This is a genomic window from Celeribacter sp. PS-C1 (assembly GCF_019429625.1).
Taxonomy (GTDB): domain Bacteria; phylum Pseudomonadota; class Alphaproteobacteria; order Rhodobacterales; family Rhodobacteraceae; genus Celeribacter.
In genome coordinates this window covers 125,021-148,201 of the sequence record NZ_JAHXRW010000002.1, presented here as the reverse complement: position 1 = coordinate 148,201, position 23,181 = coordinate 125,021, and the positions used below count along the sequence as shown (strand labels likewise).

General features: G+C 60.3%; 27 protein-coding genes and 2 tRNA genes. 16 read left to right on the top strand and 13 right to left on the bottom strand.

Annotation, left to right across the window (positions count from 1 at the left end; all coding sequences use genetic code 11):
- Nucleotides 1–4 precede the first annotated feature (4 nt).
- Nucleotides 5–682, top strand: a complete 678-nt coding sequence (locus J5Y17_RS03325) for a TadE/TadG family type IV pilus assembly protein (RefSeq protein WP_219783790.1) — start codon at nt 5–7, stop codon at nt 680–682.
- A gap of 72 nt (nt 683–754) precedes the next feature.
- Here J5Y17_RS03325 and J5Y17_RS03320 read toward each other — a convergent pair whose 3' ends face one another.
- Nucleotides 755–1,258, bottom strand: coding sequence for a hypothetical protein (locus tag J5Y17_RS03320; protein WP_370628845.1), 504 nt, complete (start codon nt 1,256–1,258; stop codon nt 755–757).
- A 122-nt stretch (nt 1,259–1,380) separates the two neighbouring features.
- On the opposite strand from J5Y17_RS03320, the gene J5Y17_RS03315 reads away from it, so the two are divergent.
- The 5 genes from J5Y17_RS03315 (at nt 1,381) to J5Y17_RS03295 (ending at nt 6,413) form a co-directional block, all read left to right on the top strand.
- The gene (locus J5Y17_RS03315) at nt 1,381–1,731 is read left to right on the top strand and encodes a hypothetical protein (protein ID WP_219783789.1); all 351 of its coding nucleotides are present in this window, start codon (nt 1,381–1,383) and stop codon (nt 1,729–1,731) included.
- Nucleotides 1,732–1,856: 125 nt separating this feature from the next.
- Nucleotides 1,857–3,167 carry a homoserine dehydrogenase gene (locus J5Y17_RS03310; RefSeq protein ID WP_219783788.1) on the top strand — a complete coding sequence of 437 codons (1,311 nt, stop codon included), beginning with the start codon at nt 1,857–1,859 and terminating at the stop codon, nt 3,165–3,167.
- A 232-nt stretch (nt 3,168–3,399) separates the two neighbouring features.
- Entirely contained in the window at nt 3,400–4,362 is a 963-nt protein-coding gene (gene glpX / locus J5Y17_RS03305; RefSeq protein ID WP_219783787.1) for a class II fructose-bisphosphatase, read from the top strand.
- A gap of 105 nt (nt 4,363–4,467) precedes the next feature.
- On the top strand, nt 4,468–6,213 hold the full coding sequence (gene recJ / locus J5Y17_RS03300; protein ID WP_219783786.1) for a single-stranded-DNA-specific exonuclease RecJ: 1,746 nt from the start codon (nt 4,468–4,470) through the stop codon (nt 6,211–6,213).
- Nucleotides 6,214–6,338: 125 nt separating this feature from the next.
- Nucleotides 6,339–6,413 (top strand) — tRNA-Glu (locus J5Y17_RS03295).
- 104 nt (nt 6,414–6,517) lie between these two features.
- Here the strand turns inward: J5Y17_RS03295 and J5Y17_RS03290 are convergent.
- Together J5Y17_RS03290 and J5Y17_RS03285 are read right to left on the bottom strand one after the other, a co-directional pair.
- Nucleotides 6,518–7,153 (bottom strand): ChrR family anti-sigma-E factor, encoded by a 636-nt coding sequence (locus J5Y17_RS03290; protein ID WP_219783785.1) that lies wholly within the window; start codon nt 7,151–7,153, stop codon nt 6,518–6,520.
- A complete protein-coding gene (locus J5Y17_RS03285) occupies nt 7,146–7,739 on the bottom strand; it encodes a sigma-70 family RNA polymerase sigma factor (RefSeq protein ID WP_304518547.1) in 594 nt (197 codons plus the stop codon). The genes J5Y17_RS03290 and J5Y17_RS03285 overlap by 8 nt, the downstream gene beginning before the upstream one ends.
- 210 nt (nt 7,740–7,949) lie before the next feature.
- Here J5Y17_RS03285 and J5Y17_RS03280 point away from each other — a divergent pair, with 210 nt between their 5' ends.
- Genes J5Y17_RS03280 through J5Y17_RS03260 form a run of 5 tightly spaced genes read left to right on the top strand, consistent with a single transcriptional unit; the run spans nt 7,950 to nt 12,360 of the window.
- The gene (locus tag J5Y17_RS03280) at nt 7,950–9,275 is read left to right on the top strand and encodes an NAD(P)/FAD-dependent oxidoreductase (protein ID WP_219783784.1); all 1,326 of its coding nucleotides are present in this window, start codon (nt 7,950–7,952) and stop codon (nt 9,273–9,275) included.
- Nucleotides 9,276–9,316: 41 nt separating this feature from the next.
- Nucleotides 9,317–10,036, top strand: coding sequence for a DUF1365 domain-containing protein (locus J5Y17_RS03275; RefSeq protein WP_255571835.1), 720 nt, complete (start codon nt 9,317–9,319; stop codon nt 10,034–10,036).
- Complete coding sequence (locus J5Y17_RS03270) at nt 10,036–11,190, top strand: cyclopropane-fatty-acyl-phospholipid synthase family protein (RefSeq protein WP_219783782.1); 1,155 nt, start codon at nt 10,036–10,038, stop codon at nt 11,188–11,190. Before J5Y17_RS03275 ends, J5Y17_RS03270 begins: the two co-directional genes overlap by 1 nt.
- On the top strand, nt 11,183–11,929 hold the full coding sequence (locus J5Y17_RS03265; RefSeq protein ID WP_219783781.1) for an SDR family oxidoreductase: 747 nt from the start codon (nt 11,183–11,185) through the stop codon (nt 11,927–11,929). The genes J5Y17_RS03270 and J5Y17_RS03265 overlap by 8 nt, the downstream gene beginning before the upstream one ends.
- A 32-nt stretch (nt 11,930–11,961) precedes the next feature.
- The gene (locus J5Y17_RS03260; protein WP_219783780.1) at nt 11,962–12,360 is read left to right on the top strand and encodes a DUF2177 family protein; all 399 of its coding nucleotides are present in this window, start codon (nt 11,962–11,964) and stop codon (nt 12,358–12,360) included.
- An 83-nt stretch (nt 12,361–12,443) separates the two neighbouring features.
- Here the strand turns inward: J5Y17_RS03260 and J5Y17_RS03255 are convergent.
- The 5 genes from J5Y17_RS03255 to J5Y17_RS03235 form a co-directional block, all read right to left on the bottom strand.
- Nucleotides 12,444–12,518, bottom strand: a tRNA-Glu gene (locus tag J5Y17_RS03255).
- Nucleotides 12,519–12,651: 133 nt separating this feature from the next.
- Entirely contained in the window at nt 12,652–13,677 is a 1,026-nt protein-coding gene (locus tag J5Y17_RS03250) for a diguanylate cyclase domain-containing protein (protein WP_370628843.1), read from the bottom strand.
- The gene (locus J5Y17_RS03245; RefSeq protein ID WP_219783779.1) at nt 13,674–14,273 is read right to left on the bottom strand and encodes a heme NO-binding domain-containing protein; all 600 of its coding nucleotides are present in this window, start codon (nt 14,271–14,273) and stop codon (nt 13,674–13,676) included. Before J5Y17_RS03245 ends, J5Y17_RS03250 begins: the two co-directional genes overlap by 4 nt.
- 149 nt (nt 14,274–14,422) lie before the next feature.
- Complete coding sequence (locus J5Y17_RS03240) at nt 14,423–15,124, bottom strand: HAD family hydrolase (RefSeq protein WP_219783778.1); 702 nt, start codon at nt 15,122–15,124, stop codon at nt 14,423–14,425.
- 9 nt (nt 15,125–15,133) lie between these two features.
- Nucleotides 15,134–15,412: a DUF3572 domain-containing protein gene (locus tag J5Y17_RS03235; RefSeq protein WP_219783777.1), complete on the bottom strand. Its 279-nt coding sequence runs from the start codon at nt 15,410–15,412 to the stop codon at nt 15,134–15,136.
- A gap of 194 nt (nt 15,413–15,606) precedes the next feature.
- Here J5Y17_RS03235 and J5Y17_RS03230 point away from each other — a divergent pair, with 194 nt between their 5' ends.
- Both J5Y17_RS03230 and J5Y17_RS03225 read left to right on the top strand, forming a co-directional pair.
- A complete protein-coding gene (locus J5Y17_RS03230; RefSeq protein ID WP_219783776.1) occupies nt 15,607–16,983 on the top strand; it encodes a diguanylate cyclase domain-containing protein in 1,377 nt (458 codons plus the stop codon).
- Between the two features lie 76 nt (nt 16,984–17,059).
- Complete coding sequence (locus J5Y17_RS03225; protein WP_219783775.1) at nt 17,060–17,557, top strand: hypothetical protein; 498 nt, start codon at nt 17,060–17,062, stop codon at nt 17,555–17,557.
- Between the two features lie 20 nt (nt 17,558–17,577).
- Here the strand turns inward: J5Y17_RS03225 and J5Y17_RS03220 are convergent, their stop codons facing one another.
- The 4 genes from J5Y17_RS03220 to J5Y17_RS03205 form a co-directional block, all read right to left on the bottom strand.
- The gene (locus J5Y17_RS03220) at nt 17,578–18,180 is read right to left on the bottom strand and encodes a periplasmic heavy metal sensor (protein WP_219783774.1); all 603 of its coding nucleotides are present in this window, start codon (nt 18,178–18,180) and stop codon (nt 17,578–17,580) included.
- 3 nt (nt 18,181–18,183) lie between these two features.
- Nucleotides 18,184–18,618, bottom strand: coding sequence for a hypothetical protein (locus tag J5Y17_RS03215; RefSeq protein ID WP_219783773.1), 435 nt, complete (start codon nt 18,616–18,618; stop codon nt 18,184–18,186).
- A 10-nt stretch (nt 18,619–18,628) separates the two neighbouring features.
- The gene (locus tag J5Y17_RS03210; protein ID WP_219783772.1) at nt 18,629–19,219 is read right to left on the bottom strand and encodes an RNA polymerase sigma factor; all 591 of its coding nucleotides are present in this window, start codon (nt 19,217–19,219) and stop codon (nt 18,629–18,631) included.
- A gap of 91 nt (nt 19,220–19,310) precedes the next feature.
- A complete protein-coding gene (locus J5Y17_RS03205; RefSeq protein WP_219783771.1) occupies nt 19,311–20,066 on the bottom strand; it encodes an EF-hand domain-containing protein in 756 nt (251 codons plus the stop codon).
- A gap of 277 nt (nt 20,067–20,343) precedes the next feature.
- On the opposite strand from J5Y17_RS03205, the gene J5Y17_RS03200 reads away from it, so the two are divergent.
- Nucleotides 20,344–20,790 carry a DUF983 domain-containing protein gene (locus tag J5Y17_RS03200; protein ID WP_255571833.1) on the top strand — a complete coding sequence of 149 codons (447 nt, stop codon included), beginning with the start codon at nt 20,344–20,346 and terminating at the stop codon, nt 20,788–20,790.
- Nucleotides 20,791–20,795: 5 nt separating this feature from the next.
- Here J5Y17_RS03200 and J5Y17_RS03195 read toward each other — a convergent pair whose 3' ends face one another.
- Complete coding sequence (locus tag J5Y17_RS03195; RefSeq protein WP_219783770.1) at nt 20,796–21,272, bottom strand: GNAT family N-acetyltransferase; 477 nt, start codon at nt 21,270–21,272, stop codon at nt 20,796–20,798.
- Nucleotides 21,273–21,451: 179 nt separating this feature from the next.
- Between J5Y17_RS03195 and J5Y17_RS03190 the strand changes: the two genes are divergently transcribed.
- Both J5Y17_RS03190 and queC read left to right on the top strand, forming a co-directional pair.
- Complete coding sequence (locus tag J5Y17_RS03190) at nt 21,452–22,396, top strand: isopenicillin N synthase family oxygenase (RefSeq protein ID WP_219783769.1); 945 nt, start codon at nt 21,452–21,454, stop codon at nt 22,394–22,396.
- A gap of 81 nt (nt 22,397–22,477) precedes the next feature.
- The gene (gene queC, locus J5Y17_RS03185) at nt 22,478–23,170 is read left to right on the top strand and encodes a 7-cyano-7-deazaguanine synthase QueC (protein WP_219783768.1); all 693 of its coding nucleotides are present in this window, start codon (nt 22,478–22,480) and stop codon (nt 23,168–23,170) included.
- Nucleotides 23,171–23,181 lie beyond the last annotated feature (11 nt).

Here is a 23,181-nt window from a genome sequence, read left to right as displayed (position 1 = left end):
GGCCATGACACCCGTGCACAAAAAGCCGCTTCTGCGCAAACTCACCAAGGCCTTTCATCGCGACGAGGCCGGGTCGATGTCCTTGGAGGCCATCTTCATGGCCCCGTTCCTCATCTTCCTCTTGATGTTCATCTACACGTTCTTCGCCGCCTTCGAAGCGAAGACCAAGGCAAACAAAGCCAATTACACGATCTCCGACTACATCTCGCGTCAGACCGACGCGATCGACGCGAATTTCTTGGACGGGCTGGGCGATCTTTACCGCTTCCTCAGCAACGAGGGCGACATCGACATGCGCGTTTCCGCCGTCAAATTCGTGATCGATGAGGATGAGAACGAATATTACGAACTGGTCTGGTCCTACGGGATTGGCGATTACGCCGCTCTGACCGGCGACACCGTCGGAGGCATCGAAGATCGCCTGCCGCTCATGGCCGATGGCGAGGAGGTGGTTGTGGTCGAGACCCAGCGCCCTTGGATGCCATTGTTCCGGGTCGGCGTGGCCGAATTGCAATTTGCCGACATCGTCACCACGAAGCCGCGTTTTGCCTCGCAGGTGGTGTTTGATGATGGCTCTGAAGTCGGCACCGACCCCGAACATCAGGATTCAGATGACAGCGACGTCGACGCCTCTGGCAATTCGACGGGAACAAACACGTCCGGCTGGAGCTGGTGGAACTAAAGCGCCGTCACCTCATCCGAAACCGAGGGAGCGCCTGTCTCATCTGTGTGAGGCAGGCGCGCCTATATCCGATCAGTCGATCCGCCCCATACCGCCAATCCGCGCCGCGATCACATCGGCCATGGCTTTGCCCTGCCCCGCAGGTGTGACACCGCCGACGCCCAAACGCGTACCGAACCGCCACCAAAGCCCCGGCGCCCAGACACGGGCGGCGGGGGATTTCAGCCGAATGATAAATCCGTTCGAAGGTTTGAACGCAAAAGTGCCACGCTCGACCCGCACGATGTCGTCAAGGCGGCAAAGTTCACGCCCGCGCGTTCCATCCAGATCTTCTTCGACCAGCGCATCTTCGGTCAGAACCAGCCGCATGGCTGTTGCCTGCCACAACCGCCACGAAACAAAAAACACAGCCGCGGCCATAGCCAAAAGCATCACAAGCCAGCCCGCGCCCAGCCCCTCCGGCCCGAGCGCCACCCGCAACAGCAACACGCCTAGCACCACCAACATCACCACGGCCGTGATCCGGCGCATCGGCGATGGGGTCACATTCAGATCGGTGGTCTTCGGATCGGTCACAAGCTCTCTCCCGGGCGGTCCTTTGTTCCAACCGCTTTAGCCCGTGCCTCGGCAAAGGGAAAGGCGGATTGTCCCCTTGCCGCGCGCGAGGTAAAACGTGAGCACTGTTTTAGGAATCTCTCATGCCGCATCCTCGTGCCATGCCTTTGCTAACAGCAGGCTTGTTCAAAACTGGCTTGCTCGCGCTCGTTCTGGGTCTTTCGGCCTGCACGGATCGCCCTGATCTCTCGGGACGCGTGGCGCCGCTGGATCCGGCAACGCCGTGGCCCAGCCTCTTGGACACCACAGCCTTGGCGCAAAGCGGTGCGAATTTGAGCACGGCAGAAGACGGCCAGACGCAGGTGCAAAGCCTTGAGGCCCGCGCCGCGGCACTGCGCTCCCGCGCCCGCCGCCTCTCGCAGACGCCGGTTCTAAGCGCCTCCGATCGTAGCTTCCTTTTGTCTGCCATCGCACGCCTCGAAGCCGCCCAGTGATCCTACGCGTGATGCGCAGCGAGCTTTGAGCCGGAGCCTGCCTCCCAGCCGCTCCAACATGAGTTGCATATGCCCCCGTTCGCGGCTATCAGAACGGTCAGTTTCTCACCCAGCCGGAGCTTCTCATGCCCAAACCTTCGTCCTCCCAAGCCCCCCTGCGTCTCGGCATTGCAGGTCTTGGCACCGTTGGCGTCGGCGTGATCAAGATCGTCCAGCGCAAGGCCAATCTTCTGGCGCAGCGCACCGGGCGCCCCGTGGTGATCTCTGCCGTTTCCGCGCGTTCGAAAGACAAGGATCGCGGCGTCGATATTTCGAACTTCGCCTGGGAAGACGATCCGGTCGCTCTGGCGCTACGGGACGATGTCGATCTCTTCGTCGAGCTGATGGGCGGCTCCGATGGTCCGGCCAAGGCTGCGACCGAAGCAGCTCTCGCGGTCGGCAAGGACGTCGTCACCGCCAACAAGGCAATGCTGGCGCATCACGGCCAGATGCTTGCTGAAAAGGCCGAATCCAAAGGCGCAGTGCTGCGCTTTGAGGCCGCCGTCGCAGGCGGTATCCCGGTGATCAAATCGCTGACCGAAGGATTGGCTGGCAACCGCATCGAGCGCATCGCGGGTGTGATGAACGGCACCTGCAACTATATCCTGACCCGGATGGAGAACGAGGGCCTGACATACGATGAGGTCTTCGAGGCCGCCAAAGCTCTTGGCTATCTCGAAGCCGATCCGACCCTCGACGTCGGCGGCATCGACGCCGGGCACAAGCTGGCGCTTCTGGCCTCCATCGGCTTTGGCACGCAGGTGGATTTTGACAATATGGTGCTCGAAGGCATCGAACGGATCACCATTGAGGACATCCGCCACGCCGCCGATATGGGCTATCGCATCAAGCTTTTGGGTGTGGCCCAGATGACGGGGCGCGGCCTTGAACAGCGCATGACGCCCTGCCTCGTGCCCGCTCTGTCTCCGCTCGGACAATTGGAAAACGCCACCAATATGGTCGTGCTCGAAGGCGACGAAGTGGGTCAAATCGTTCTGCGTGGCGCCGGCGCTGGCGAAGGCCCCACCGCGTCCGCCGTCATGTCCGACGTCTTGGACATCGCGCGCGGCATCCGCGTGCCGACCTTTGGTGCCCCGGCCGCAACACTGGAAAAATCCACCCCCGCCGTGGCCGCAACACCTGCGCCTTATTACCTGCGCATGTCGCTCTTGGACAAACCCGGCGCTTTGGCGAAAATCGCCGCCGCTTTGGGCGATGCGGGCGTTTCCATCGACCGGATGCGCCAATACGGCCAAGACGCCAACCCGGACATCGCGCCCGTGCTGATCGTGACCGATGCCACCTCGCGCGGCTCTCTCGACGCCGCGATTGCCGGGATGAAAGCCACCTCTGTGCTGGCCACCGACCCGGTCGCGATCCGTATCGAAAACGTCTGACAGGCGGGGCCACAGGCCCCGACCTCCCCTTTTCAATCCCATGGATTTTGACCTGACCAATTGCCATGCAAGTGTGGTGTATTTGTTGTAAAAACTTCATCCACACGAAACTGTTCGCGCAAACATTACGATGTTAGCGCCTTGAGGGAACCAGCACCCTTGCTCCGATTGGGAACATGTGGTCATGAAGAAGGACAGAACTTCCTGTCCGTCTCAAAAGGACCCCTACACTATGTCGCAAGCCCCCGCTTTTTATGACCGCATGCTTTCCCTTGGCCTCGCCCGTGTGGCCGAACAGGCCGCCATCGCCTCCGCCGATTACGTCGGCCACGGTGACGAGAAAGCCGCGGACCAGGCCGCTGTGAACGCCATGCGCGAACAGCTCAATTCTCTGGACATCCAGGGCGTCGTAGTGATCGGCGAAGGCGAACGCGACGAGGCCCCGATGCTCTACATCGGTGAAAATGTCGGCACCGGCAACGGCCCGGCGGTGGACATCGCGCTCGACCCGCTCGAAGGCACCACGCTGACCGCGAAAGACATGCCGAACGCGCTGACCGTGATCGCCATGGCGCCGCGTGGCACGTTGTTGCACGCCCCCGACGTTTACATGGAAAAACTGGCGATCGGGCCGGGCTATCCGAAAGATGTCGTCTCGCTGGACATGACCCCGACCGAACGCGTCGAGGCGCTCGCGAAAGCCAAAGGTGTCACGCCGAAAGAGATCACGCTCTGTGTGCTCGAGCGTCCGCGTCATGAAGAGATGATCGCCGAGCTGCGCGCTACGGGCGCTGCGATCCGTCTGATCACCGATGGCGATGTCGCCGGCGTGATCCACTGCGCCGAGCCGAAAACCGGCATCGACATGTACATGGGCTCCGGCGGCGCGCCTGAGGGTGTTCTGGCGGCTTCCGCATTGAAATGCATGGGCGGTCAAATGTGGGGCAAGCTGTTGTTCCGCAACGATGACGAACGTGGCCGCGCCGCCAAAGCGGGCATCACCGATCTCGACAAAATCTATTCCCGCGACGAGCTGGTGACCTCCGACGTGATCTTCGCCGCCACCGGCGTGACCGATGGGTCCATCGTGCCGGGGATCAAGCGCGAGCCGGGCTTCCTGACCACGGAAACCATCCTGATGCGCTCGAAAACCGGCTCCGTGCGTCACATGACCTATCGCAACCCGATCAAGTAAACCGATCGGGAAAATGAATTGAAAGGCGGCGCTCCGGGGCCGCCTTTTTTCTTGGGAATTTCATGCGCGATTGCAACTCTCGCGGGCTTCGGCGATACAGGGTCCATGCGTGATTTTCTCAATGTCTCCGCCTCCCTCACAGGCCGCCGCTGGGTCGGCCCCTCGGTCGAGCGCGACCGTCAGGCCGAGGCTCTGGCGCAGCAAACCGCCCTGCCACTGCCCTTGTGCCAAACGCTCGCACGACGTGGCGTGACGCCTGAGGAGGTCGCAGGATTTCTCGATCCGAAGCTCAAGGAATTGCTGCCCGATCCTTTAACGCTCAAGGACATGGGCGTGGCGGCGACGCGGTTTCTCAAAGCGGTCAAAGCCCATGAGAAGATCGCCGTCTTTGCCGATTACGATGTCGATGGTGGCACCTCGGCAGCACTTTTGATCACATGGCTCAGACAGATGGGGCGCCCCGCGACGCTCTATATTCCCGACCGGATCGACGAGGGCTACGGACCGAATGAACCCGCCATGGAAGCGCTGGCCCGCGATCACGACCTGATCATCTGCGTCGATTGCGGAACACTGAGCCATGACGCCATTGCCGCTGCGAAGGGCGCGGATGTGGTCATTCTTGATCACCACTTGGGTGGCGAGACCCTGCCCGATTGCATCGCCGTGGTGAACCCGAACCGACAAGACGAAAGCGGCGATCTGGCGCATCTCTGTGCCGCCTCTGTCGTGTTTCTCATGCTCGTCGAGGCCGGGCGTCAGATGCGTGCAGAGGGCGCAAAAGGCCCCGATCTCATGGCGATGCTTGATCTCGTGGCACTGGCCACCGTCGCCGATGTCGCGCCTTTGATCGGCGTGAACCGTGCGCTGGTGCGCCAAGGCCTTAAGGTTATGGCACGGCGTGAACGCATCGGGCTGCGCGCGCTGGCCGATGTCTCGCGAATGGATTCGGCGCCGACATCTTATTCGCTAGGCTTCATGCTCGGCCCCCGGATCAACGCGGGCGGGCGCATCGGCGCTGCGGATCTTGGCGCGCGGCTCCTGTCCACCGAAGACCCGCATGAGGCGCAGGCGCTCGCTGAACGACTTGATGCGCTCAACACCGAGCGTCGCGAGGTCGAGAACGCCGTGCGCGACGAGGCGCTGGTTCAGGCCGAGATGCGCGGGCTCGACGCGCCGCTGGTCTGGGCCGCGGGCGATGGTTGGCACCCCGGTGTGGTCGGCATTGTCGCCTCGCGCCTGAAGGAATCCACCAACCGCCCCGCCGTGGTCATCGGTTTCGACGAGGACGGCGTCGGCAAGGGCTCCGGGCGGTCTGTGAGCGGCGTCGATCTTGGTGCCTCAATTCAGAGACTGGCCGCCGAGGGGCTCTTGGTCAAAGGTGGCGGGCATAAGATGGCGGCGGGTCTGACCGTGATGCGCGATCAGTTGGAACCTGCGATGGAGCGGCTGGCCGAGCTGTTGGCGAAACAGGGCGCGGGCGATCTTGGACCGTCGGATTTGAAACTCGACGGGCTTTTGATGCCCGCCGCCGCCACGCCCGAGCTGATCGCACAACTGGAGGCCGCCGGCCCCTATGGCGCCTCGGCCCCTGCCCCGCGCTTTGCCTTCCCCGACTGCGCCATTCATTTCGCCCGCCGCGTCGGAGAAAGCCATCTCAAGGTGACGTTTTCCGCCGGTGTCGGCCCGCGCATCGATGCGATCAGCTTTGGCGCTTTCGACGGTCCGCTCGGCCCCGCGCTCGAACGCCACGGCGGCGCGCGCTTCCATCTGGCGGGACGTCTGGAGATCAACTCTTGGGGCGGGAGACAATCCGTGCAATTGCGTCTCGAGGATGCGGCAGAAGCGTGAAACGGCAGCCTTCGCCCGCCTGTTTTCACCCACCGTCATAAGTTTTTCAAAAAACGCACTCGAAAGACAAAATACCTCTTGCGCGCCCCGTCGGGATTTCATAGATACGCGCTCACACCAAGCGCGGTCCGTTCGTCTATCGGTTAGGACGCCAGGTTTTCAACCTGGAAAGAGGGGTTCGATTCCCCTACGGACTGCCACTTCTTCCTGAAAATGTAAGTGCAAAGCATGTGTCAGATGCTCTGAGTGCCTGCGCGCGAATGCTCCTGCCGGCACACATGCGTCTTGAACCGCGCGCGGCGGTTCAAATGCGGAAAATCGGTTGCAGAAGCCGCGGCACAAAGGAATTGAACCGCAAAGGCGCATCTGTCGCGGCAAGGCAGATACAGGGCGGCCCGGCATCGGCAATCGGCGTGTGCTCCAAATCCTGATCCGCAAGTTCAACATCACCTGCGCCGAACCAACCGGTTTCGTCGCTGAAGCTGCCCTGAAGAACCAGTGTCATCTCCAAGCCGTTATGACCGTGATCCGGCACGGCTTGCCCTGGCGGAATGTACAACAGCCGCACCGAGCCTTCAGAATTGCCCGAGAGGATACATTGGCGCACCCCAAGGCCCAGAGATTTCCACCTCGGCGCACGGCCTTTGAGCGCTGTCATGATCGGGCCGGGATAGACGCCGGAGCGTTTGTACACCGGCTCGGACGCCACAGGAGCGTCCAACAGCGCCATCACATCGGATTTCAACACCTCGGACACAGCCGCCTCGCCAGCGGTCTCAAGCACCGCGCCCCCCAGCGCCTGATGCGCCTCATAGCTTGCGTGGCACTCCAGACACATCGACACATGCGTCGCTACAACCAAAGCGTAGGGTTCCGGCAAGGAACCCGCTGTATATGCCGCCATCAAGTGGTCGGGAATATGATGCGTGATCTCAGTCATCTGACCGCATGTCCTTCAGTTCATGGCGCAATCTCTCAAGGCCCAGACGAATCCGGGATTTGATTGTGCCAAGCGGCAGGCCGGTCTGGGATTTGATCTCCTGATGGGTCAACTCCCCCAGATAGGCCTTCTCTATCATTTCACGCTGGTCCGGTTTTAGCCGAGCGAGCGCCTGTCTCAATTCACTGGCTTCCTGTTCAAGGCCGACAATCTGACTGGCGTCGGGTTCGCTGCCCTGATCCTCGTAAAGCTCTTCGGGTACGGGCCGATTTTCCTTTCGGATCACGTCGATCTGTCGATTTCGCGCAATTTGGTAGATCCAACCGGAAACTTGCGCCCGGCCCGGATCAAAGAGATCCGCCTTGCGCCAGACCGTCAACATGACCTCTTGAACGATCTCTTCGGCCTGACCGCTGCCCATGCCGGACCGCATGATGAAGCCCTTGAGCCGCGGTGCAAAATGATCGAAGAGCGCCGAAAATGCCGCCTTGTCCCGCTGATCGCGCACGGCGAGCATCCAGAGCGTTTCCTGCGTGAACCCTGCTGCGGCAGAGGTGTCGGGATCGGGCGACGTCACTTCTGTCATGGTCTTGCGCGCCCTTTCGTTGCGCCCGCTCGGCAAAGCCGTCGGAAGTGGGCGCTGGCGATCCCTGCGAGAAGACGCGGGATGATCTTTGCTTGCGATCAACATAGTCTTTTTACGGGCGCGAAAGAAAGCCGGATCATTTTTGATCCATTTTTTTCGCGGCGCCGTAATCTCTTCTAAACAAAGCAGCAAACCAGAGCGGAGCACCCGATGTCTTTCGATGCCTTTCCTTTCGAGCCCCAGCGTACGGATCCGGGTGCAGCGCGTGTCGCAATCATCGGTGGTGGCATTTCGGGTCTAGCGGCGGCCTATCTTTTGGCGCCGAAGCATGCGGTGACACTGTTCGAGGCAGCCCCGCGCCTGGGCGGACACGCGCGCACTGTCGTGGCCGGGATCAACGGCGATCAGCCGGTCGACACCGGGTTCATCGTCTTCAACTACGCCAATTATCCGCATCTTACGCGCATGTTCATGGACCTCGACGTGCCGGTGATCAAAAGCGACATGAGCTTTGGAGCCAGCATCGATCAGGGCCGGATCGAATATGGTCTGAACGACCTCACGGCCCTGACCGCCCAGAAACGCAACCTCGCGCGCCCCGGCTTTGCCCGGATGATCCGCGACATCCTGCGCTTTAATGCCTGTGCAGAAGAACTTGCGAAAGATGACAGTCTGACCATCGGCGAGTTGATGGATGAACTGCGATTGGGGACATGGTTTCAACGCTTTTACCTAACGCCCTTGTCGGGCGCGATCTGGTCGACGCCGCCGGATCAAATTCGGGCGTTTCCGGCCCGCGCTCTCGTGCAATTTTTCCGCAATCATGCGCTTCTGAGCACCTCAGGACAGCACCAATGGTGGACCGTTGAGGGCGGCAGCCAGTCTTATGTCTCACGCCTCGAACACCATCTGCGCGGGGTGGGCGTGGCGCTCCGCCCCGGCACCCCGGTCGAGAGCGTGATGCGGCTCGGATCGCAAAGCCTCGTGCACAGTGCAGCGGGGCCTTTGGAGCCCTTCGATCACGTAATCTTCTCCTGTCACTCCGATCAGGCTCTGCGGCTTTTAGATCGCCCGACGCAGGCGGAACAGGCCACGCTGTCGGCCATGCGGTTCCAAGATAATGAGGTGATCCTGCACCGCGACACCGCGCAAATGCCGAACCGCAAAAAAGTTTGGTCGAGTTGGGTCTACAAGGCCGACACGACCAAGGCGGAAACCGCGATCGGCGTCACCTATTGGATGAACAAACTGCAAAACATCCCCAAGAGCGATCCGCTCTTCGTCTCTTTGAACCCCTCCCAGCCGGTGCGCGAGGAAATGATCTACGACCAGACAACCTTTCGGCATCCGGTCTTCGACGGCCCGGCCCTTGCGGCGCAAAAGCGCTTGGCCGAGATACAAGGCGAGAACAACACTTGGTTTGCAGGCGCCTACACGCGGCACGGCTTCCATGAGGATGGGTTCGCGAGTGCCGTGCGGATCAAACGCCTGATGGAAAGCCGCATGAAACGCGATCTGGAGCGCTCGGTGGCATGAACGCGCACGTGAGCAGTCCGCACCACATACCGGCCGTGACAATGCACAAACGCCGGGGGGCCGTGCGCCACGGGTTTCGCTACGGCGTGGATTACGTGCTGATCGAACCGGAGGTGGATCAACCGACGCCACTGTTTTTCTCGCGCAATCGTTTCAACCTGTTTTCGGTGCATGACATCGACCATGGCGGGCCGTTGAAGCAGGGGCGCGGCGCAGTCTGGGCAAGAGAGGTCATGGCGGATCATGGCCTTACGGACCCTGATCTCAGACTGCATCTGCTGACCCAGCCGAGGTTCCTTGGCTATGTGTTCAACCCGGTGAGCTTTTGGCTCATTCGTCGCGGCGCAGACCTGATCGCGGTGATCGCGGAGGTCTCGACCCCCTTCGGTGACCGGCATTCCTATTTCTGCAACGACGGCAATTTTGCCCCTATCACGGTCAAAACCCGTTTGGAAAAGCCAAAGGCCCTTCATGTCTCGCCCTTCCAAGAGATCAAGGGCGGCTATGAATTCGGCTTTGGCATTTTGGACGATCAGATCGCCATCCGCATCCTGCATCGCAACGGCGATGAGGGCGTGGTGGCGACACTCTCCGGCCCGCGCCAGCCGATGACCAATTTAGGGTTTGTCAAAGCCGCGTTCCGCCGTCCGCTGGGCGCGCTGCGCACGATCATCCTGATTTATTGGCAAGCCCTGCGCCTGAAACTCAAGGGCGCGACCTACCGCACCCGCCCGACACCGCCCGAACAGGAGGTCAGCTGATGTTGTTTCTTACCAACCGTGTGCAGCGTGATTTTTTAGAGACCTGCGCCCAGATCAGAGTGGGGAGCCTGCGCCTCCATACGCCCGAGGGCGAGATTGTCGATTTTGGAACCGGTGCACCCGCAGCCGAAATGCAGATCTATGACTGGTCCGTGGTGACGGCGATTGCGGCGCGGGGCGACATCGGGCTTGGTGAAACCTATGTCGCGGGGCTTTGGGACACGGGTTCGATCCGTGATCTGACCGAAATGGCCCTTCGCAACCTCGACCAGTTTCGTGGCTACGCCTATGCGGGCTTTTGGAACACACTGAAATACCGCGTCGTCAACCGGCTGATGCGCGCCAATTCCCCGCGCGGCGCGGCCCGGAACATTCGTGCCCATTATGATGTCGGCAATGAATTCTATCAGCTTTGGCTTGATGACAGCATGACCTATTCCTCGGCGCTCTTTGGCGGCGATCAGACCGATTTGGCCACCGCTCAAGCGCAGAAATACGACCGCATTCTAAATCGCTTGAAGGGAGAGCGCGTGTTGGAGATCGGCTGCGGCTGGGGCGGGTTTGCCGAACGCGCTGCGGAAGCGGGTCATACTGTGACGGGCCTGACGATTTCGCCCAGCCAAAAGGGCTATGCAGACGCGCGTCTCGACGGGCGTGCCGAGATTCGCCTTCAGGACTACCGCAAGACCCAAGGCCGCTTTGACCATATCGTCTCCATCGAGATGATCGAAGCGGTGGGCGAAACCTACTGGCCGACCTATTTCGCGACCCTCAAAGCGCGGCTCAATGAGGGCGGACGCGCTATGGTGCAGGCCATCACCGTGCCTGACAGCTATTTCGCAACCTATCGCAAAAGTGCCGACTACATTCGCCAGCACACCTTCCCGGGCGGCATGTTGCTCAGCGACCGGGTGATCCGGGAGCAGGCCTCCAAAGCAGGTCTCAGCATTACGGATCATTTCGCCTTCGGTGCGGATTATGCCCGCACCTGCGCGCTCTGGGATCAGCGTATGACGGCACGGCGCGAGCGCGTGAAGCGTCTCGGCTATAGCGAAGAATTCCTGCGCAGCTGGCATTTCTACCTCGGCATTTGCGCGGCCTCCTTCGCGGCCGGTCAGACCGATGTCGTGCAAGTGGAACTGCGCCATGCCTGACGCGTCCAAACCAGAGCGCATATGGATTATCGGCGCCTCCGACGGCATCGGCGAAAAGCTGGCCGAGGCCTATGCGGCCAAGGGCGCGCATCTCATCCTCTCTGCGCGCTCCGAGGACAAGCTGACAGCGATGACCGCCCGGCTCGGCCCACAACATCGCGCGGTGGCACTGGACGTCAGTAACCGTCAAAGCCTTGAAGCCGCTGCTGCAAAGATCTCTGCGACCGGCCCGCTCGACCGCGTCATCCATCTCGCCGCGCTTTATGATCCCGGCAAGATCAAGGACCTGGATGCGGAGCGCGCTGCGGATCTTGTCTCCGTCAATCTCATGGGCACCTTCCACATCGCCCAGATCGTGCCGCCCTTGTTGCGGGCTGGCGGCCAAATGGCGCTTTGCGGCTCGGTCGCGGGCTATATCGGCCTGCCGCAGGGCCAGATTTACTCCGCCACCAAGGCCGGTGTGATCAATCTGGTCGAAAGCCTGCGGGCAGAACTCAGCGGTCAGATTGACGTGCGCCTGATCAGCCCCGGTTTCGTTGATACACGCCTGACTGCGCAAAACAGTTTCGAGATGCCCGCAGTGATCCCACCGGAAAAAGCCGCAGAGCGCATTGTAAAAGGTCTGAATGGGCGGCGTTTCGAGGTGCATTTTCCATATCGCCTGACCGTCGTTCTCAAGCTGATGCGCGCCTTGCCCTATTGGGCATCCCTGCCGCTCACCCGCCGCCTCGTCCAGTAACCGTCGCAAAAGACACCATAAAGGAGCACGCTATGAAACTCGCGATTCTCTATGTTTCGACCGCCCTGATCTTTTTCGTCGTGGACGCCATCGGGCTACGCATGTTGATCAAGCCGGTGTTCGAACGTCATATCGGCCATCTCTTCGCCGACCCGTTCCGCGTGGGCCCCGCCGCCCTGTTCTATCTCGGCTATGTGGCTGGCCTGTTGTGGTTTGTCTCCTGGCCCGCACTTCGAGAGAATGATCCCGTCGCGGCGCTGATCGGTGGCGTGCTTTTGGGACTTCTGGCCTATGGCACCTATGAGTTCACCAACTACGCGACGCTCAGAGACTGGTCCCTGCAACAGGTGCTTACCGATACGATCTGGGGCGGTTTTTTGACCGGGATGTCCGCTTGGGCGGGTGTTCTGATTGCACGCAATTTCAGTTGAAAGCGCAACAAAATGAGCGCCGTGAGTCGGTGCCAGGGCACACAGGAAAATTCTGAGGTCTTGGAAAGATTTAGGGGAAGAAGTGGCAGTCCGTAGGGGAATCGAACCCCTCTTTCCAGGTTGAAAACCTGGCGTCCTAACCGATAGACGAACGGACCGCGCTTGGTGTGAGCGCGTATCTATGAAATCCCGACGGAGGGTGCAAGAGGGATTCTTTAATGAAATGCGGTTTTCCTGATCGAAACGTAAAACTCATCGAAATCGGGCTCATCTTTTGTCGATGGAGCCCCCTCACGGAAAGGCCGAAGCACCCGTATCGCCGGGAGGTTCATGATGCACCTCTGGGTCGAATAAAGTCGCCTGAGCGCGGCCTTCGTATTTCGAACTGTAAAGCGCCAGATCCGCATCATGAATCATCCCATCCGCTGTGGGCTTTTTGTAATAGTCAGTTGTGGTGATGCCGACAGAGCCGGCAATTCTGCAAAATGTCTCTTGATAGGGCACCGGAACCTCCAGCCGCGAAATTATCCGTTCCGCTGTGTGCAGCAAGCGCATTTTGTCCGTGAAACGCGTGTAGATAAGAATGAATTCATCCCCCCCCACCCGAGCTACCAGATCGTCATTACGGGTTTCTTCCAAGAGAATCCGAGCCACCTCTTGCAGCACGGTATCGCCCGCCGCATGTCCAAGTGTGTCATTGACGGATTTGAAATAGTCGAGATCAAGATGCATCAGCGCGAAGGGCACTTGCGTGCGCAGCATCCGCGCCAGAACGTGATCCATCGCGCGGCGGTTCTTTAGCCCTGTCAATGTGTCGGTAAAGGCCTGTTCTTCGGCCGCAACTTTGGCGCCCTGCAAGCGGGCGTTCAGCTGTTTGGTTTCTTCCATCACGGCAGATTTTGCTTCGACCAGATAGAGCAACTCAATGGCCAGATCGGTGTGCGCGAAATCCCCTGCGGTGAGGCGATAATCCGCGACCGCATCGACGATGGAAATACCAAAGGACAGGTTCAGAATATTCACGCCGGTGCCGGGGATGGAGGCGGCCATACCTTTGAGCCGCGTGTTCACCCCCGTGCGGAATTTCAGATAGAGTTTTGTATCCAAGGGAATGGGACAATTGCCCTGCCCGCGCCCATTGTCACGCACGGTAAAGACTTCCGCAACATGTTTGCCGATCAACTCCTTGGCCGGACGCAATTTGGCCAAGGTCGGGCCGATCGACAGGATCACACCCGACTCCGCATAGACCAAACTCATCGGCATGAAGGACAAAAATGGCGCCGCATCGAATGTGACGGGGGTTACGACAGTCACAGCTCACCCCCGATCCGCTCGGACAGCTCGAAACTGCGCCCTTCGGTATAGGACGCTTCCAACAGGTTGATGGTGATGATCTCTTCACCCGAATCCATCCAGCCCTGATGTTCCAAAAACACCAAAGCGCCGTAATCATCCGCCATCGCCCGCATTACTCCCACCATGGCATAGCCAAAGCCGGGCATGGCACTTGAACAACTGAGACGAAACCGCCCGTCTTCGATATGTGCCACCTTGAGCGTCGGCACCTCGAGATCCGGCAATGCCAGTCGTGCACGCCCTTCCAATTCATTGAGAGAAAAAAGAAATTCCGTGAAATTTTCTCCCCCGAACCTCAAGAGACGACGGATCGCCTCGACGTTGGGATGGGAGACGAGATAGGTGCCGAGATCCTCGAGAAAGGTTTCCACAGGTTTGTGCAGCTGACGCGCGGCACGACCCAGAACATCCAGAGTGATCTGGTCTGGGTAGCTGAGCATCGCCTCGAAATTGTCGAAGCCGAGGTCCGCCTTTTCCGCGACTTTTTCCCAGATGTCCTCACCATAGGTGTCGCGCATAAAGCATTGGATCGCCCGGTTAATCATACCATGCATGGTCGCCATGCCTCCCACGTTCACATGCGGGAGGTGTATCGAGCCACTCTTAAGAAATTACCAATTGCCGCCAAAGGGCCTTGGATAAACTCTTAAAATTGTTCCCATTCTTTCGGAAGACCGCATCAAGGCGTTGTCTTTGCACCAAGTCAGGTCTTGCCGGACATCCACAATGGCAGATCGGCCACGCTGCCCAAAACAACCTCCGCATGATCCGAAAGCTCGGCGGCGGTGGCCACGCCCGTGAGCACTGCGACCGGGATCATCCCCGCACGCCGCGCCGCCTCAAGATCATGCAGACTGTCCCCCACCATCGCACAGGTCTCAGGTGCCACCCCAAGTCGTTCTGCAGCCCCCAGACAAGGTCCCGGCTCAGGTTTACCGCCGTAGCCGCTATCATATCCGATCACCTCGTCAAAGAGAGGTGCCAATCCCATCTGCTGCAGATGATCCCGCGCCGCTGCTTCGAAATCATTGGTGACGACCGCCATGCCCAGACCCAAGTCCCGAAAGGCGGCGCAGCACTCAAAAACACCCGGAACCGGCGCAGGCGCGAAACTCTCGACGTCGGGCTCAAGCCAGCCAGTGATCTCATCTGCGCTGTTGGTCGGGAAAAACGGTTGCAACAGGGTGACAACATCTTCGGGCGTGCCCGCAATGACGGCGCTCTGTGGCAAGAACCGCTGAGCCGCAAGATCGAGACCAAGCGCCTCCGCAAGGGCCAGTTGTTTTTGCCGATCAGGCCCACAGCGGCGCTGGATCATTGCAGCCCCCCAAGGCCCCCAGCTGCTTTGGAAATCCATGAGCGTGCCGTCCTTGTCGAACAGGATCGCCTCTATCTTACGAACCATCGAAACGCCTCACGTCCAATGGATCTGCGCGCCACCCGGCAGGGCCTGACGTGCGCGCATCGGATCATACGGATCAAGCCCCGTGGCTTGAGCACAGGCCTTAACCCATTCGTCATCCATGGTCACGAAATCGAGAACGGCACTCAGGATCTCCGCCTCGGAGGCCTGTGCCATCAACTCTTGGGCCGAAATGCCGCTAGCTCCAAGAAAAACTGGAAAAATATCCTCTTCTGCGGCGAGCCAAGCCAGAACTTTCAGGCCAATCAACTCGGCGGTTTCTTGCTGCATCTGTGGATAACCTCTGGGCTTTGGAAACGGTTTCTTAACCTTTGTCACCGACATTCTTAACCATACGCAACAGCAGAAACACAACACACCGCATCAAATCAGACAAAGTGATGAGGCAAGACGGACACCTCAAACACAGGATGCGTCACCCGCACCCGGACCTATAGACCCGTTACAAAGGACGCGCAGCAGATATGGCAGGCAGAATTCTCATCGCTGACAATGTGCCGACCAATCGGATCATACTAAAGGTCAAACTCTCTTCGGCCTTCTACGATGTGACACAGGCTCGGACGGGTCAGGAGGCGCTCAAAATTGCGCGCGAGACGCGGCCCAATCTTATCATCCTCGACGGGGATCTTGGCGATATGACCGGCTATGATGCCTGCGCTGCACTCAAGGCCGATCCTGTAACCGCGCATATTCCCATCGCCATCATTACGCCCGCTCAAAAGCCCGAGGCCAAGATTGCGGCTCTCAAGGCGGGCGCCGATGAATTCCTCTCGAAACCGCTCGACGAATTGACCCTGACCGCGCGGGTTCGCGCCCTGATGCGTGCCTCCGCCACATCAGAAGAACTGCGCCGCCGCAATGAGACCGCACATGCGCTCGGGTTCTCCGAAGCGGCCAGCCATTACGCGAGCCCCGGCAAAATCGCTCTCATCGGCTCCACGTCTGAGGAAGCGATGAGCTGGCGCGCAGGTTTGAAGGGGATGGTGCATGACGAGATTACCATCGAACGCGCCGATCATCTGCTAGAATCGATTTATTACGGCAAGGTAGCCGACCTGTACGTGATTTCCGCGCAGGCCGGTGGATCGAGCGAGGGTTTGCGGCTGATCTCCGATCTGCGGGCGCGCGAGACGACGCGCAGCGCGGGCATCGTGGTCGTGCATGGTCCGCAGGACCGTCGCGAGGCACTCATGGCGCTTGATCTCGGCGCAAACGACCTTATTACTCGCGGCGCCGATCCGGAGGAAATGGCCCTGCGCCTACGCACCCAGATGCGCCGCAAGAAAGAGGCCGATCTGTTGAAATTGACCCTCGACGAGGGGCTGCGTCTGGCCACCCGAGATAAGCTGACCGGGCTCTTCAATCGCCATTACGCCATGCCGCATCTGGAGAAGCTCGCCCGCGACGCGCGCGAGAATCACCAGCATTTCGCAGTGATGCTTCTGGACATCGACAAGTTCAAATCGGTCAACGACACCTACGGCCATGCAACCGGCGATGCGGTTCTGATCGACGTGGCGAACCGGTTGAACGACAGTTTGCGCGGCATGGATTTGCTGGCGCGATTTGGTGGCGAGGAATTTCTGGTCTGCATGCCGATGACAACGCTGATGGAGGCCCGCGCGGTGGCGGAACGGCTGCGCACGGCGATCTGTGCCCGCCCCTCAGCGATTGCAGCTGATGGCACGCCAGTGACGGTGTCCGCCTCCATCGGGCTGGCCATGGGTGGCACGGAATCCCATGACATCGACACGCTACTGGAGATCGCCGACCGCGCGCTTTATGCCGCCAAGGCAGAGGGGCGCAATCAGGTGACTTTGGGCTCTCACGCGGCCTGAGCCCCCGCCCCTTGCACCCCGCAAGCGATCATGGTCCATTCAAGATGTGTCACTTCCAAAGGTCAGCGCATCTCTCATGAAAAAAGGTTTCACGGCTCTCCTTCTGGCGACGATCTTTCCAACCGCCAGCGTCGCGCTCTCGCCACTGGAACGCGAGATCCTTGAGGAATTGTCCTGCGAGGTGTCGCCCATGTCTCTCGAAATCCTGACAGAGTTGACCGAGGCCAAGAAAATCATCCCGGAGGACAATATCGGCTATGACAGTTTGAGCTGTTGGACTTTGCTAGGCGGGCTGAACGTCGCCGGAATGCGGTTCGACAGCATCTGCGCCTATGAAGAGGACCCAGAACTGCAACGCGCGCATCCGGAGTTCTATTACCGCGGCCCCGGCACCTCCCCCGGACAACATTTGTCACTCGGCACATCTGTAAGCGTTACGGCGCTTGTCGATTGGTCTCGAAGCATCTTCGGACCGGGCAAAGTCAGTTCCGCTATTTCCTCAGACGGATCAATCCTTGAGGGCCTGAATGACGTGACCTGCTCGCGCTTTCTCGCGGCCTCACCTCGCCCTTAAGGCACTTCCCCCTCGACACCTCACTGGTTGTCTTGTGGTCGCACCCCACCTTGATAGCCATCACCGCGCCCGTCTCCGTGCGGTCCTTTCGGGCCACCGTCGCGCATCCCCGGACGTTGCGGGGGACGTTTGAGCGCCTCGACCAGACGGTCCGCATAGGCCATACGCTTTTCGGCACTCATCGCTTCGATCTGATCAACCACCAATCGCGCGCCGATTTCTTGGCGATCAGAGAAATTCTTTTGCTGGCGCAACAGCAGCGTCTCAAAAGCCTCCGCGTCGAAAGGTTCGGTCTTGAGCGTTGTCACCATAGTTTCAAACATCTCGCGCACTTGGCTTCGCGCCGCCTTCGGGTCGCCAGCGGACCGGCTGAACGCGCGCCCCAAAGCCCGGCGTTCCTGCGTGTCAAAGGCACCTACGAAAGGCCCGAACCCGAAATCCCGCGCCTGAAGCGCCTTGGCCCGGTCCATGCCTGCGTCCCAGCGCAACAAAGCGCCGCCAACGATGCCAAACACCGCAATATTCAGCGCCAGAGACCCCACGAGCACGATGCGGCTCCAGCGGATGCCCTTGTTCTTGGTGGCATTTCCAGACGGGCCGGGTTGTGTCATTTTATCGCTCATGGATTACCCCTCAGACGCCAGATCGTAAAAGCTCGGCACCAGATCGTCGAGCGCATAACCGCTCTCGCCAGCGTCATAACTCGTGGCTTCATAGCTCGTCGTCTCGTAGCTCGCGTCACTGTCCGCATAACCGCCGGTCGCAAGCGTGGTGACGGTCATCGGCGCGCCGAGTCCAATAGCCAGACCTGCGACACCCGCTGTCGCCAAGCCCGCAACTGCCCGCCAACCGCCCAGCGCGGCAACCATGGCCGCGAGGACCGGATGACGCTGTTTGGGCTGTCGGTCTTTGATCCGGGCAATCTCTTCAGCCTCGCGGGTCGCGATCACGCCTTCGGCGTCGGCCAGAACCCGCGCCATGAGATCGCCAGACGGCAAAGGCGCCGCATCCCGCGCCTGAGCAAAAAGCGCGTCCAGCGAACTGTCTGTCAGCTCTGTCATCCGTTTGTCGTTACGATCCGTCACTTTCGAACCCCAATATCTCGCGCTGGGAGGCCAGAGCCTTGGCCAGCGCCCGTTTGCCTCGGGCGGTCAGGCTTTCCACCGCCTCGACGCTGATGTCCAGAACCTCGGCAATCTCGGGATTGCCCAAGCCTTCGATGTGGCGCAGCACCACGGCCTCGCGCTGACGGTCTGGCAAAGTGTCCAGCGCCGCCTGCAAAGCATCCACCCTCTGACGCTGCATCAGCACCGCGTCCTGAGAGGGCCGTTCGTCTTCCGGCTCGGCGATCTCGTCGAGCCCCTTCCCGCGTTTTTTGCGCAACCTATCGGTGCAGAGGTTGGTCACCACGCGGTAGAGCCATGTGCTGACCTGCGCTTCACCCTGACGCCACTCAGGCGCAATCTTCCAGAGCCTGAGCATGGCCTCCTGGGCCACGTCTTCGGCCTCCGCCCGATCCCTAAGAAGCCGCGCGGAATAACCTAGCACCTTTGGCGTCAGACGCATCGTAAGAGCGCGGGCAGCCTCCCTGTCGCCATTGCCGAAGGAAATCAGCAAAGCTTCATCAGACACGTCATTAAGGGCGTCAAAAGGCATGGTCATTACCGGGTCTGCGTATCGCACTCGAGCAGGCAGGTCCATCACGTCCTGAGTTGAAGGTCAGGGGCATAAGTGCCCCCGACCGGTCTCAGGCTCAGTTGCCGTCCGTCGCCGGAGCATCCGTAGACGGGGCTTGTTGAGCGGGCGCTTGCTGGCCGTACATCGGACCGTAGCCCATGCCTTGCCCCATACCCTGGCCTTGCATCTGTCCGCGCATCTGACCCGGCATCATCATGCAACCATCATTAGAACCCTGCATCATCTGGCCGCGATATTGGCCATGGTGCCCCCCCATGCGGGCGTATTTTTGCCCTTGCTGCATACCCGGACGGCCTTCCATGCGCGTCTGCGCCTGACGTTTGATCATGCTCAGCTCTTCTTCGCTCACAGCACCGTCGCCGTCGCGGTCCAAGCGGTTAAACATGGTCCCGGCCCGCGGCCCTTGCATCTCTTCGGCACTCAAAAGGCCGTCGCCATCGCTGTCACGGTTCTCGATCATCGATGCTGCGCGGGCCTGCATTCGAGCAACCCGCTGGGCTTCTTGATGCGCGAACAACTCGTCTGCATCGACCGTGCCGTCGCCATTGGCATCGACTTCAGCAAATTGCGCGGCGCGGAAGGCGTCAATCTCCTCTTGGGTGATCTTGCCGTCCTCATCGGCGTCTACCGTCGCAAAATCAAAATTCGGCCCAAACGGCGACATGTTGCCGCCCATCTGTTGCATCTGGCCTCTCATGCCGCGATCTTGCGGCCCCCAGCCCTGCGATCCATAGCCTGCGGCATAGGCGCCCAAAGTGCCTCCCAGAACCGCGACAAGAGCGACAGCGGAGATCAGAGTTTTACGTTTCATGGTCTTACCTCTTTCAGGTCTGTTTGGCGCGGCGTTGTGTGGCCCCTCCTCCGCGCTTTCGATACTCTGTAAACGGGCCAGATCGCGCTTTCCGTCGCACCTCAGAAAAGAATTTCCTTCACAGCGCCGTGATCCTTGGCCATGGTGTCCGAAGGAGGAGGAGACGCCTGACCGGGCGGGCTGCTGCGCGACATCGCGCCGCAAGGACAATTTGCGCCCCATACAAAAAGGACAATTCGTAATACGCCCATCTCCGCACGAAAGAGGCGCGCCGCATATGACAGACACACAGAGCCATTCCCCCACCTACTCGCCCAAGGAGCCCGCCCCCTCCCTTCGCACCCCTGCGGATGGGGAGCGTGAGCTGCGCCCGGCCTTGCTGAGAGGATGGAAGCGCCGTTGCCCGGCCTGTGGCGGGGGGCCGATGCTGAAAAGCTATCTCAAGGTGCGTGACGAATGTCCTGTCTGCGGTGAGGATTTACATCACCACCGCGCGGACGATGGCCCGGCCTATCTGACCATTCTGATCGTCGGCCATCTGATGGCACCGCTTTTGGGCTGGGTCTTTATCGAATTCCGCCCCGACCCTCTGACATTGATCGCGATTTTCGCCACGGGCACGGTGTTGCTCTCGCTTTACCTTTTGCCGCGTTTCAAAGGCATGATCGTCGCCTTTCAATGGGCGAAGCGCATGCATGGCTTTGGCGGCGACGACAGGAATTAGTGGCGCTAAAGTCGTTTCTCGTAATGAATGCGCTGGTAGCCATCGCTTTCGCCGCGGTGGGTCTCCGTGTAACCGAGCTTCGGGTAGAGCCGTTGAGGCCCCGCCATCACTGCATTCGTATAGACCCGCATGAGCGAGGCGCCGTCTCGTCGCGCGCGTGCTTCGGCCTCCAAAATCAGCCGCATGGCAATCCCCCGCCCCCGCGCAGCCTCCGAAACCGCCAACACATCAAGCATCACGCCGCCGTCCTGTTCCGGATAGGTGTAGATCACACCGACGATCTGCACGCCGCAGACGGCCACACGCACCCGCCCCGTCTCGATCAACGCGGCATAGTCATAGAGCGCCGGCGCAGGCGGTTTGCCGATCAGTGGCGTGTATTGCCCGAAAGCTGCGCGCACCAGAGCGGTGATTGCTTCGGTGTCTAAGTGGTCCGCCCTGCGCAAGATAACGTTCTTATCCTCAATCATGCGCTCACTCATCCATGCCCCTGCGCCAATCGCAAGACCACATCTTGGGGCCAGGGCTGCTCATTTATAGGGCCTGCGCCCGCGCGTCTCCCCCGTGCAATGGCCCTGTGCGCGAGACAGTCCCAAGAGCCGATTGACAGTCGGAGCCTCGGGTTTTCAGATCGGCTCAAGCCCAACAGAAAGACCTGCACATGACTGATTTTCCACTTCTCGATCTCTCCGCCTTCCAAGCCGCAGACGCCGACGGGCGCGCCCAGATCGGCGCCGAGGTGGATCGCATCTGCCGGGAAACTGGATTTCTGGCCGTCACCGGCCACGGCGTCCCACAAGAGGTGATCGACGCGCTCTGGTCGCAGGCCCGCGCCTTTTTCGAACAATCTCCTGAAGAGAAACACGCCGTCGCCCCGCCCCCCGGCGGCCCATACGGCTATCTCGGCCCGGGCACCGAGGCCTTGGCAAAATCGCGCGGCGAAGACACGCCGCCCGATCTCAAAGAAAGCTTTAACGGTGGCCCCGCCGCCATCCCACCGGGCGAAACAGACCCGGACGCTTTGGCCTTTTGCTACGCGCCGACCCCCTTCCCGGCTCTGCCCGGTTTCAAAGAGGCTTGGCGCAGCTATTACGCCGAGATGGAGGCCTTGGCCGCGCGGATCATGGAGGTCTTCGCCGTGGCGTTGAACCTGCCCGCAGATCATTTTGCGCCCTATATCACCACGCCAATCTCCGGCATGCGGGCGCTAAATTACCCGGCACAAGACAAGGCGCCCGAGGAAAAACAGCTCCGCGCAGGCGCCCATACCGACTATGGCTCGTTGACGATCCTCTTGCCGGAACCCGGCTCTGAGGGCCTTGAGATTTTGACGCCCGAAAAGGAGTGGAAAGGTGTGCCGCCGATTGACGACGCCTTCGTGATCAACATCGGCGATCTGATGACTCTTTGGACCGGTGGGCGCTGGACCTCGACGCTGCACCGTGTTGTCACGCCGCCCAACTGGGCCACGCGGCGGCGCATGTCGATTGCCTATTTCCATCAGCCGAACTGGCATGCGGAGGTCAAACCGCTCTCGGGACCGACCTCCGAGACGGTGACCTCAGGCCCCTATCTGATGAGCAAATTCGCTGCCGCCAACGGCTAATCCCCTTGCCTCAAGGTCCTTCAAGACGCAAAACAGGACCACCGGTCGCAGCCTACCCGGTTACAAAACAAGGACAGCCACATGAAAACCCTCGTCATCTGCTCCGGCGGATTGGATTCCGTATCGCTCGCCTATCTGCTGGCGAGTTCCGGCGATCTGTCGCGCCTCGTCTCTTTCGATTACGGCCAGCGCCACGCCAAGGAAATCGCGTTCGCCGCCTTGGCCGCCGAGCGCCTCAAAGTCCCGCACCAGATCATCGACATGCGCCCCATTGGTGCGGCTCTGACCGGCTCGGCTTTGACCGATGACATCGACGTGCCGGACGGGCATTACGCCGAGGAGACGATGAAGATCACCGTCGTGCCCAATCGCAATGCCATCATGTTGACCATCGCTTTCGGGATCGCCGCAGCTGAGGGGGATGAGGCGGTCGCCACCGCCGTGCATGGTGGCGATCATTTCATCTATCCGGATTGTCGACCCGCCTTCACCGAGGCCTTCGAGACGATGCAAAAGGCCGCGCTCGACGGCTATGCCGACATCCGCCTGACAACGCCTTTCGTGCACCAGAGCAAAGCGGATATCGTTACCGCAGGGGCTGCCGCAAGCACGCCCTTTACCGACACATGGTCCTGCTACAAAGGCGGCGCGCGGCATTGCGGGCGCTGCGGCACCTGTGTCGAGCGGCGTGAAGCGTTTCACCTTGCGGGCATTGAGGACCCGACAAAGTACGATGATCCGGAGTTCTGGAAAGCGGCGATCGCGAACGCCTGAGATACCCAAAG